Source organism: Bacillus norwichensis (assembly GCF_014836955.1).
In the GTDB taxonomy this organism is placed as follows: domain Bacteria; phylum Bacillota; class Bacilli; order Bacillales; family Bacillaceae_C; genus Siminovitchia; species Siminovitchia norwichensis.
In genome coordinates, this window is the sequence record NZ_JACSPV010000049.1 from 21,581 (window position 1) to 33,213 (window position 11,633).

The 11,633-nt window shown below is 38.0% G+C and carries 7 protein-coding genes and 1 pseudogene; all 8 read left to right on the forward strand.

Translation table 11 applies throughout. From position 1 onward, the window contains the following. Positions 1 to 210 precede the first annotated feature (210 nt). Complete coding sequence (gene groES / locus H9631_RS19130) at positions 211 to 495, forward strand: co-chaperone GroES (RefSeq protein WP_120118277.1); 285 nt, start codon at positions 211 to 213, stop codon at positions 493 to 495. Between the two features lie 53 nt (positions 496 to 548). Further along, positions 549 to 2,180, forward strand: a complete 1,632-nt coding sequence (groL, locus tag H9631_RS19135; protein ID WP_191815643.1) for a chaperonin GroEL — start codon at positions 549 to 551, stop codon at positions 2,178 to 2,180. Between the two features lie 1,103 nt (positions 2,181 to 3,283). Beyond that, a complete protein-coding gene (gene vanR / locus H9631_RS19140) occupies positions 3,284 to 3,991 on the forward strand; it encodes a VanR-ABDEGLN family response regulator transcription factor (RefSeq protein ID WP_191815645.1) in 708 nt (235 codons plus the stop codon). Then, on the forward strand, positions 3,984 to 5,081 hold the full coding sequence (locus H9631_RS22930) for a sensor histidine kinase (RefSeq protein WP_404801759.1): 1,098 nt from the start codon (positions 3,984 to 3,986) through the stop codon (positions 5,079 to 5,081). The genes vanR and H9631_RS22930 overlap by 8 nt, the downstream gene beginning before the upstream one ends. Before the next feature lie 156 nt (positions 5,082 to 5,237). Further along, a complete protein-coding gene (gene vanG / locus H9631_RS19150; RefSeq protein WP_191815647.1) occupies positions 5,238 to 6,287 on the forward strand; it encodes a D-alanine--D-serine ligase VanG in 1,050 nt (349 codons plus the stop codon). After that, positions 6,284 to 7,054 (forward strand): D-alanyl-D-alanine carboxypeptidase family protein, encoded by a 771-nt coding sequence (locus H9631_RS19155; RefSeq protein WP_191815649.1) that lies wholly within the window; start codon positions 6,284 to 6,286, stop codon positions 7,052 to 7,054. The genes vanG and H9631_RS19155 overlap by 4 nt, the downstream gene beginning before the upstream one ends. A gap of 3 nt (positions 7,055 to 7,057) precedes the next feature. Beyond that, positions 7,058 to 9,214, forward strand: coding sequence for a serine racemase VanT catalytic subunit (gene vanT, locus H9631_RS19160; RefSeq protein WP_191815651.1), 2,157 nt, complete (start codon positions 7,058 to 7,060; stop codon positions 9,212 to 9,214). A 1,492-nt stretch (positions 9,215 to 10,706) separates the two neighbouring features. Next, positions 10,707 to 11,558: pseudogene (locus H9631_RS19165) on the forward strand (ABC transporter substrate-binding protein); the annotation flags it as partial. Positions 11,559 to 11,633: the final 75 nt, after the last annotated feature.

Genomic DNA, 11,633 nt, shown 5'->3' on the forward strand with positions numbered 1-11,633 from the left:
TGCAGAATAGTTAATTGGACCGACAAAATACTACATTCTGACAAAATACCTATTACGGGTGAACTCGAATTATGGAGAAACTTTTTTAAAAAATGAATGGATAAGGCTTGCAAATGGAAAACAAATTATTTAATATAATACTTGTGTTAGCACTCAGGGTGTTAGAGTGCTAATGAAAAATCTACATATACTTTAAGGAGGTTGTTTCACTTGTTAAAACCACTTGGGGATCGTGTAATCATTGAACTGGTGGAGTCAGAGGAGAAAACAGCGAGCGGCATCGTTCTTCCGGATTCTGCGAAGGAAAAGCCGCAGGAAGGTAAAGTAGTTGCTGTTGGAACTGGACGTGTACTTGACAGCGGTGAGCGTGTTGCACTGGAAGTATCCGAAGGAGACACTATCATCTTCTCTAAATACGCTGGTACAGAAGTGAAATACCAAGGTACTGAATATTTAATTTTACGTGAGTCTGACATATTGGCTGTTATCGGCTAATAAAAAGAACGCTTTTTTATATGAGAGAATTCAACGATAGGGAGGAATTTTAAATGGCTAAAGACATTAAGTTTAACGAAGATGCACGCCGTGCGATGCTTCGCGGTGTAGACCAATTGGCTGATGCAGTAAAAGTTACTTTGGGGCCAAAAGGACGCAACGTTGTTCTTGAGAAAAAATTCGGTTCTCCGCTCATCACAAATGACGGTGTAACGATTGCAAAAGAAATCGAGCTTGAAGATGCATTTGAAAACATGGGTGCAAAGCTTGTATCTGAAGTTGCAAGCAAAACAAACGATGTAGCCGGTGACGGAACAACTACAGCTACTGTTCTTGCTCAAGCAATGATCCAAGAGGGCTTGAAAAACGTTACTGCTGGAGCGAACCCAGTCGGCGTCCGCAAAGGAATCGAAAAAGCGGTTGCTACTGCTGTAGAAGAGCTTCATAACATTTCCAAGCAAATCGAAGACAAAGAGTCCATCGCTCAAGTTGCTTCCATCTCTTCTGGTGATGAAGAAGTAGGGCAACTTATTGCTGAAGCAATGGAGCGCGTTGGAAACGATGGTGTTATCACTATTGAAGAATCAAAAGGTTTCACTACTGAGCTAGATGTAGTGGAAGGTATGCAATTCGACCGCGGATATGCATCTCCTTACATGGTAACTGACTCTGACAAAATGGAAGCGATTCTTGAAGATCCATACATTTTGATCACTGACAAGAAAATCACTAACATCCAGGAAGTACTTCCACTTCTTGAGCAAGTCGTTCAGCAAAGCAGACCTTTGTTGATCATCGCTGAAGATGTTGAAGGTGAAGCTCTGGCTACACTTGTAGTGAACAAACTTCGTGGAACATTCAACGCAGTTGCTGTTAAAGCTCCTGGCTTCGGTGACCGCCGCAAAGCTATGCTTGAAGATATCGCTATCTTGACTGGTGGAGAAGTGATCACTGAAGATCTTGGCCTTGACCTGAAAACAGCTTCAATCCAATCTCTTGGACGCGCTGCTAAAGTTGTTGTATCCAAAGAAAATACAACAATCGTTGAAGGTTCTGGCGACTCTGCGAACATCGCAAGCCGCGTAAATCAAATCCGTGCGCAACTGGAAGAAACAACTTCTGAGTTCGATAAGGAAAAACTTCAAGAGCGCTTGGCTAAACTTGCTGGCGGCGTAGCTGTCATCAAAGTTGGTGCTGCAACTGAAACTGAGTTGAAAGAGCGCAAACTTCGCATCGAAGACGCATTGAACGCTACTCGTGCAGCTGTTGAAGAAGGCATCGTTTCCGGTGGTGGAACTGCCCTCGTTAATGTTTACAATAAAGTAGCTGGGATCGAAGGCGAAGGCGATGTGGCTACTGGTGTCAAAATCGTACTTCGTGCGCTTGAAGAGCCAGTACGTCAAATTGCTCAAAACGCTGGTCTTGAAGGATCTGTCGTTGTTGACCGTCTGAAAAAAGAAGAAATCGGCATCGGCTTCAACGCTGCTGACGGTGAGTGGGTAAACATGATCGACGCTGGTATCGTTGATCCAACAAAAGTTACTCGCTACGCGCTTCAAAACGCTGCATCCGTAGCTGCTATGCTTCTTACAACTGAAGCAGTGGTTGCTGACAAGCCTGAAGAGGGCGGCGGAATGGGCATGCCTGATATGGGCGGCATGGGCGGAATGCCTGGAATGATGTAATAAACGCACCAAAACATGATAATATCAATACCTAGATGGTCATGGGATAGCCCCGTGACCATTTTTTGACATATTTAATCAAAATCTAATACGCCATTCATCAGATTAGCAAACTTTTCCGCGTCTCTTTTTCTGACAGCTTCGGTTGTGTGTAGATAAACTTTTTTAGTGATATCATCATCGGAATGATGTAATACATCCCTGAGTCCCTTGTGGCACAAGGGGTTTATGTAAGAAAAAGCACAATGCTAACATAGTGGATATTATTTTAGGCTTCTCATTAGTTGAGCAAACTTTTGAGAGGCCTCTTTTTTTCATTTTTTTCGTAACGTGAAGATATACGTTTTTGCTCGTGCTTTCGTTGGTGTGTCCCAACCTGTCCATGACTGTTCCAATCCTACATCGACTTCGGCCAATAATGATGTGTGTATGTCGTAATGAATGTGGGGTAAGTTCCTGATTAAAACCGCTAAGTTTTCACTTCATTCAGCGGGAGTCTCCCACTTCTGTAAGTGGTGAGATGAATGCATTGATGATCAAACAGAAACACCAAGAATTGAATGTTACCACTTTCTTGGATGGAAAATAGAGGCATTTATTTATACGGCTTTATCTCTAGAGTTTGAATTTCAAACAGTTAGATATATAGGGATGCCCACCGTCATTAAAATGTGTGCCAAAGGTCTACTTATAGAAGATAAACAAGGGAATGGAAAGGAACTCCAAAGAGGGGCAAAAATCTTTATGAACAGGGTCCACAACTTTGGGATGAGGACAAAATAAATAAAGCAAGGTATCAAATTACAGAATAAGATTAATACTTGAAGACCACTGGGGCACATTTAGGAAATGATTCCTTCTTAGTCGCATTAGCATGAGTAAAAAAGAAATAAACCACCCAATATGGTTTATCTCTTTTTTATTTAGCTACCTTTAAATTGTTATGGTGAGCCGTATCATAAGTAAAATGAGGTTTTTAGGAGTTCAATCCAATAATACTACCCTCGTTTATTGCATCCATTACATTATGGTATAATCCGTGTATAATGATAGAGAAATATTTACGTTTATTTACAACGAGGATTAAATAAAAGGTGAATGGAATGAATACGAATATTTTAGTGGTAGATGATGAAACGGAAATTGCGGATTTAGTAAAAGTATATCTTACAAATGAAGGGTTCAATGTTACAGTCATCCATTCAGGAAAAGAAGCGCTTGAAAGTATAACGGTAAATCAATATGATCTCGCCATATTGGATATCATGCTTCCGGATGTAAATGGGTTTACGATATGTAAAAAAATACGGGAGAATCATCAATTTCCTGTTATCATGTTAACGGCTAAGGTGGAAGACATGGACAAGATTACGGGTCTTACGCTCGGTGCCGATGATTATATTACGAAGCCATTTAACCCACTTGAAATGGTGGCACGAGTAAAAGCACAATTAAGACGTTACAAGCGCTACAATTCCCACAATTCTACAGATGAAATATCTACAGACAATATAAAAGAATTTGATTTTGCGGGACTAACTATTAATAAGGATACTCGCAAATGCACGCTGTATGGAAAACAAATACCTTTGACTCCTATCGAGTTTTCAATTTTATGGTATTTGTGTGAAAACAAAGGGAAGGTTGTCTCCTCAGAAAATCTTTTTGAAGCTGTATGGGGCGAAAAATATATAGATAACAATAATACAGTAATGGCTCATATTGGAAGGCTACGAGAAAAAATGAACGAACCTTCTAGAAATCCAAAATTTATTAAAACAGTTTGGGGGGTTGGCTACACGATTGAGTAAAGTAAAGTACGGTGACTCAGGTAGAGAGCTAACAAAGGTCATTTTTATACGCTTTTTTATCGCATTAGTCTTATTTACAGTAATATTAGGTATTGTTTATGTAGCAGCTGCTTTAATTATATCTCGGTTTGCAGATGACCTCCCCTATATAAATACAATACTTCATCTAATTAGTATGTATAGAGTCCCCATTCTGTTAATGTGCTGGATAATCGGTTTCTTTCTCATTTTCCACATATTCTGGAAAAATACGCTTCGCTATATCGATACGATTGTTGAAGCGAGTAATGAGCTGGTGGAGGCAAACGATAACCTGATTCATCTACCAGTAGAATTAAAACAGGTTGAAGATCAAATGAATCAGGTGAAACAGGCTGCTATTGGTAACGCTCGATTAGCAAAAGAAGCGGAACAGCGAAAAAATGATTTACTTGTTTATCTTGCACATGATCTGAAAACACCACTAACTTCAGTGATCGGTTATTTAACCTTACTAAGGGATGAGAAGGAAATATCGGAGAACCTCCGTGAAAAATATTTGTCTATTTCTTTAGAAAAAGCTGAGCGCTTAGAGGATTTAATTAATGAGTTTTTTGAGATTACACGTTTTAACCTAAGTCAATTAACACTTGATCAAACTCGAGTGAATGTAACAAGAATGCTAGAGCAAATCACATATGAATTTAAGCCAATACTGGCTACCAAAAATCTTCAGTATTCCTTGGAAATGGAGCCAGATATTGAAATTATATGTGATGTTAATAAAATGGAGCGGGTCTTCGATAATTTGATCCGGAATGCTATTAATTACAGTTTTGAAAATGAGACAATTAAAATTGTTGCGGTGAAAAAGGATGACGGTGTGGAGATTCAATTTGAAAATAGGGGAAACACCATCTCAAAGGAAAAGCAAAGCCGTATATTTGAACAGTTCTATCGGCTTGATGTATCTCGTGGTACAAAAACGGGGGGAGCCGGATTAGGTCTTGCTATTGCAAAGGAGATTGTTGAACGTCATCAAGGGCGTATAACGGTTTTTAGTGAAAACGAAACCATTAGATTTACGGTCTGCTTGCCAGGAGCTTTGTAAGAATTTCGTAGGAATTTTTATAGAAAAGGATATAAATTTTATCGAAATAAACGTAAAAATAACACTTTCTGAATTGATACTATTTAAGTACTAATTCGGAAAGTGTTTTTTGTTGTTAGTAAATATGGAATCACAAATAAAGGAGTGTAACGAGAAATGAAGAAGAATGTCGTCATTTTATTTGGGGGCTGTTCCTCAGAATATGAAGTATCTCTTAAGTCAGCTAGCGCTATCATCAGTAATATGGATTCAAAAAAGTATCATTCTATTTTAATTGGTATTACGAGAGACGGAGACTGGGTTCGTTATTATGGGGATATTAATAGGATTCTTACAGATAGTTGGTATTCGCATAACAACGATTGTGTTCCTGTTATGATTTCTCCTGACAGATATGCGAAGAAGCTAATAGAGTTTGGTATAGAATGCATTAAAGAGACAACGATTGATATTGTTTTCCCTGTTTTACATGGAAAAAACGGTGAAGATGGGACGATACAGGGTTTAGTTGAAATGGCAGGGATCCCATTTGTTGGCTGTAATACACTTTCCTCCGCTTTGTGTATGGACAAGGATAGGGCACACAAATTAGTTGAATTGGCAGGAATCAAGGTTCCTTCCTCTGTTGTGTTCTCCAAAAGTCTTACTGCTAATGAAATCATTGAACAAACCAACCATTTGTCCTTTCCAGTGTTTGTAAAACCTGTAAAAGCAGGGTCATCAATTGGAATTTCAAAGATTTATGAAATGGAGGAGCTACCAAAAGCTGTGAGTAATGCCTTTTTACATGACAACCAAGTGATTGTTGAGGAGAACATTGAAGGCTTTGAGGTGGGGTGCGCCATAGTGGGGAATGACGAGCTAATAGTTGGGGAAGTGGATGAAATTGAATTGGATCATGGATTTTTTGATTTCAAGGAGAAATACAATCTTAAATCCTCCAAGATTCACATGCCAGCAAGAATCGATATAGAAACAGCTAAACGAATTAAAGAAACGGCAACAATGATATACCGTGTACTTGGATGTCAAGGCCTTGCAAGAGTGGATATGTTTTTAACACTAAAGAAGGAAATTGTATTCAATGAGGTTAATACTTTCCCCGGGTTTACGACACATAGTCGTTTTCCAAATATGATGAAGGGGATTGGACTAGAATTTGGCGAGCTTGTAGATAAACTAATTCAACTAGGTATAGAAAAATGATCATGATTACTCTAGATAAACGAGATGTATACAACGGTTATCAAATATTGATTAACCGTGACTATCCTGTGAGAGAACATTACTTTGATTTTAGCAAGCTGATTTCTATAGAACACCCAAACATTCCTAATAGCGACATTTTGTTGGAATTAAAAACGGCAACTTTATTAGAGCAGCTACTAAATTCAATATGTATTTCCAATGAGATTATACCAGTTAGTGGATATCGGGATCGTGCTGAACAAGCGCGTATTTACAGAAATTCTCTTCTGGAAAATGGCAAGACGTTTACAGACCAATATGTCGCCTTACCTGGAAGAAGTGAACATCAAACTGGTTTAGCGATTGATCTAGCAGAAAATGCCAATGACATCGATTTTATCCGTCCGTATTTTCCGTACACCGGAATATGTGGTGATTTCCGAAAGAAGGCTGCAAGCTTCGGTTTTATCGAACGATATGGGAAGAAGAAAGAATCGATTACTGGTATTTCCCATGAACCCTGGCATTTTCGCTATGTAGGATACCCACATGCACAAATTATAGAAGAAAATCAATTGTGTCTTGAAGAGTATATCCTGACATTTATAAAAGAATATAGCTATGGCGAAAAACACCTATATATAAAGGACAAAATGAAAACAATTGAAATTTTTTATGTCAGGGCCGATCGAGAAAAAACGATGATCGAGTTACCAGAGCATAATGTGTACCAACTATCAGGTAATAATGTGGATGGCTTTATTGTATCATTGTGGAGGTGGTAAAACATGAATTCAACCAGACATGCTGGAGCATTGGACATATTCCGTATTTATGCCGCCTTCCTCGTTGTTGCCATTCACACATCGCCGTTATGGTCTTTCAATGAGACAGCCGATTTTATTTTAACTAGGATTATAGCAAGAGTTGCCGTGCCGTTTTTTATCATGGTTTCTGGATACTTTTTGTTTCCGTATATTAAAAAAGGGGATTGGCATTATATTTGGAGATTTTGCAAAAAAATGGGGATATTGTACGGAATATCGATTATTCTTTATCTACCATTAAATATTTATGCTGGACGTTATAATCGGTCGAATTTTTGGTTAGAGATTCCGAAAGATATTTTATTTGATGGGACCTTTTATCATTTGTGGTATTTCCCAGCTTTACTTATTGGTGTCGTTCTAGTCACGTTATTTGTGCGGATCATGGGTTTGCGAATCACTTTCGTTATTTCAACAGCTTTATATATGGTTGGACTTTTTGGAGATAGCTACTATGGAGTAGCACGTCAGATACCTTTTCTGAACACTTTGTATGATCAACTATTCGCTGTTTTTGATTACACGAGAAATGGGGTCTTTTTAGCACCAATTTACCTTGTGATGGGTGGAATGATTTTCAATGAAAATAAACAGCTTTCACTCCGTACTAGTATGATAGGGTTGGCCATTTCAAGTATGCTTCTAATCGTTGAGGGACTCTTACTTGATCATTTCTCCCTTCAACGTCATGACAGTATGTATGTCATGCTAATACCATGTATGTACTTTCTTTTTCAACTATTACTGCGGATTCCAGGTAGGAGTAGTAAAAGCATTCGAGATGTATCACTACTAATCTATCTGATACATCCGTGGATGATTGTTTTTATAAGAGGCTTTGCGAAGCTCATAGACCAGCAAAAGCTTTTAATTGAAACGAGTCTCATTCACTATCTTTTGGTTAGTATTCTTTCTATTGCAGCGGCCGGACTCATATCTTATATATGGCAACGAGGGAAGAAACCATTACCATCAAAGGACAGTAGAGCTTGGATAGAGATCGATTTGGAGGCACTTGTCCACAATGCACAGACCTTGCAAAAGCTTCTGCCAAAACGATGCAAACTAATGGCCGTTGTTAAAGCAAATGCATATGGACATGGGGATGTTGTAATCTCAAAAACATTAAATCAATCAGGTATCCATACTTTTGCTGTTGCCACTTTATCAGAAGGTATCCGCCTTCGTACTAATGGGATAAAGGGCGACATTCTAATATTAGGCTATACAAATCCAACGAATGTAGACTTACTTAGGCGTTATCATTTAACACAAACAGTTGTAGATTATTCATACGCAAAAAGACTTAATGATAGTGATAAGAAGATTATGGTACACGTTAAAATTGATACAGGAATGCACCGTTTGGGTATAGATTCTCGAAATCTTTCAGAACTGGAGCGTATTTTTAATTGTAACAATTTAGTGATAGAAGGTGTATTTTCACATCTTTCTGTATCGGATAGTCTAACGGATGATGATATTGCATTTACAAATAAACAACTCGATGAATTCTATAAAACAATCGAAATCCTTGAGTCAAAGGGATTTTCAATTGGCAAAATACACATTCAATCCAGCTATGGCATCTTAAATTATCCTAATATTCCTAGTGATTATGCCCGTGCAGGATTAGCCCTATATGGTGTGTTAAGTAAAAATGACAAGATACGTACACATGTCAAGTTACAGCCGGTATTATCCTTAAAAGCAAGGATTGCAGCGGTAAAAGAGATTCAATCTGGTGAGGCGATAGGTTATGGTCGAACATATACAGCCAAAACGAATATGAAAATTGCGGTAGCAACCATCGGGTATGCGGATGGAATTCCACGGCATCTATCGGAGACCAACTCATATGTACTACTACATTCTAAAAAGGCTCCTATCATCGGTAGAATTTGTATGGATCAAATCATCATTGATGTTTCTTATGTTGATGAGGTAAAAGCGAATGATGTTGTTACGATTATTGGTCGTGATGGGGTAGAGCAAATCCATTGCCAGGATCTAGCGGAAAAGTGTGGAACTATTACGAATGAAATTCTTAGTAAACTGGGTAGTCGCCTTCCACATGTGTTTAATAATGTTCACAAGGATATGGCCCACACTCAATAGCGTTGTAGAGTTTAACTTCTTTTAGCAGAAGTCTCCTACTTCTGTATGTGGTGGCTGAATGACAAAGAGCACTAAATTGATCGTTGATTTTACTAGCTAAAAAACTATTAGGATAATGGTTAAAGTGAAGCGTATTATGTTATCTACAATGATTGAAGGTATAGTAGAAAGGAGTACAGCGTTAAATATACGGAAATTCAAGACAATGATTGGCGAAGTCCGTATAATTGCACAGCAAATATACAACAATGATTTAGGCAGAAAAATTACTGTCTACAGTCCTTCCGTAAACTTTACCCCAGTTCAAACTGACCTAGAGACTACTGCAAAATGGTATAAATGCTCTTTCAGGCTCAGTCCACTAGCCGTAGATGCCCTTGTAAAGATAGTTAGAGCCAAGATGGTCGTAATGTAAATCTAAAAGCAAAGTGGGCAATCATTCTATCTGCTTGAAATTGCTAACATTTTGCTAACGCAATGTAGTAAAAGGCATAAAACATCGTTCATGATGTTACACCTGTAGAAGGTAAAAGCCGTAACGATGTTACAGGACAGTGTCTTATGCCTGGCATGATGTAATAGCTCCCTGAAACCCATATAGCTAAGTGGTGAATTTAGAAGTAGAAAAAAAGAGCCAATGCTATATCATCGTAGAAACTTCGGTGCAATTCAGAATGACTTTTATGCAGTGAAAAGGTAGTATTCAATTAAACGGACTCAAAAAAGCTAGTGTAATTTCTTAAAAACGACAGTTTATCCACACATCCGGGATACTGTCGTTTTGACATTTGAAGTTTATGTCTTCTGGCTTATGTTTTGTGTAAGCATTGTATAAAAGGATTTTCAACAATACTCAAGTCATTTGACTAAAATCAAGGCGAATATCTTGCTTTTCTATATTTATCCTTGAACGAGAGTAGTTGCCGATGCAATTGCTCTTGCTTTGTTTTTAAACCCGCTTTTTGATTTTATCTTTTTTTGCCATTTATGGATGATATTTACTACGAACAACCTCATCTGTAGAAATGCCCCTTCCATTTCTCATCACTCATTTATATGGTGTAATGATCCAGTATCTCTTCTTTAACTTTGATGATACGTGTAGTTGGAGGACAATAAAGGTTTATAGTTTATAATGAAGCTGTTTAAATCTTTTTGATTATGGTTCTGACGCTATACAAAAAAATCATTTAGCAACCTAGGTCTTGCAACTTAATAGGGCGTCTCAAGAGATAAAAAACTCCTTGGAAGCCCTTTTTATCTGACAAGAAAAAATATTTTGACAAAATAGAATGAAAAATGTATACTTTTTATAATCCTAGTATGTAAGGGGACGATAAAAAATTCACATAATAGACAGAGTATTCCGGCAGACGCAATTAAAATTTGATTCGCAATACTCGATTATATTCATTATATTAAAAATAATTCTAATATTTAAGTGAATATCTATCTATTGATTAGAGTTATTTAAAGACTATGGGGGGTATAAATGAAATTGAAAAAGTTTACAAGCATTTTTGCAGCAACTGCATTAGCTTTAGGAGTTTTAGCTGGCTGCGGGGAAAAAAGCAGTAGTGATGGAGACGGGGAATCATCTAGCTCTAAAGATGGTGGTACAATTAAAATTGGTCTAAACCTTGAACTTACCGGAGCTGTTGCATCTTATGGAACATCCGAAGCTGATGGTATTCAATTAGCTCTTGATGAAATTAACGAGGCGGGCGGAATTGATGGCAAAAAAATTGAACTTGTAAAGGTCGACAATAAATCTGAGGCTGCTGAGGCCACAAGTGGTGCAGTTAAACTAACCACTCAAGATAAAGTTGTAGCCATTATAGGTGCAGCAACAAGTGGTGCGACTGTTGCACAAGCTCAGATTGCTAATGATAATGAAACGCCGTTAATTTCACCGTCAGGTACAAGCCCAACGGTAACAGTCAATGAAGATGGCAGCTTGAATGAGTATGTGTTCCGAACTTCGTTTATCGATCCATTTCAAGGAACAGTCGCTGCTAATTTCGCCGCAAATGAATTAAAAGTTAAAAAGGCAGCAATCTATTCTGATAATTCTAGTGACTACTCAAAAGGCTTAGCAAAATCTTTTAAAGAATATTTTGAGTCCGTGGGTGGAGAAACAGTCGCAAATGAGTCTTATGTAGCTAAGGATTCAGATTTCCGTTCTACACTAACCCGTATTAAATCTGCTAACCCTGAATTTATCTTTATCCCTGGATACTATGAAGAAGTAGGGTTAATTGTTAAACAAGCGCGCGAAATGGGTATTGACGTTCCGTTAATGGGAGCGGACGGATGGGATTCTCCAACTCTTCTTGATTTAGCGTAAGCCCGAAATATAAATAAAATAAGCGCACCTTTTCGGTGCGCATGCCAAACAGCCGTCTATTCTTATGTTTTT

What these genes read in the sequence shown, in the direction of transcription:
- vanG (WP_191815647.1), top strand. Translation starts at nt 5,238, where the DNA reads ATGAAGAAGAATGTCGTCATTTTATTTGGGGGCTGTTCCTCAGAATAT.
- vanT (WP_191815651.1), top strand. Translation starts at nt 7,058, where the DNA reads ATGAATTCAACCAGACATGCTGGAGCATTGGACATATTCCGTATTTAT.
- vanR (WP_191815645.1), top strand. Translation starts at nt 3,284, where the DNA reads ATGAATACGAATATTTTAGTGGTAGATGATGAAACGGAAATTGCGGAT.
- groL (WP_191815643.1), top strand. Translation starts at nt 549, where the DNA reads ATGGCTAAAGACATTAAGTTTAACGAAGATGCACGCCGTGCGATGCTT.
- H9631_RS19155 (WP_191815649.1), top strand. Translation starts at nt 6,284, where the DNA reads ATGATCATGATTACTCTAGATAAACGAGATGTATACAACGGTTATCAA.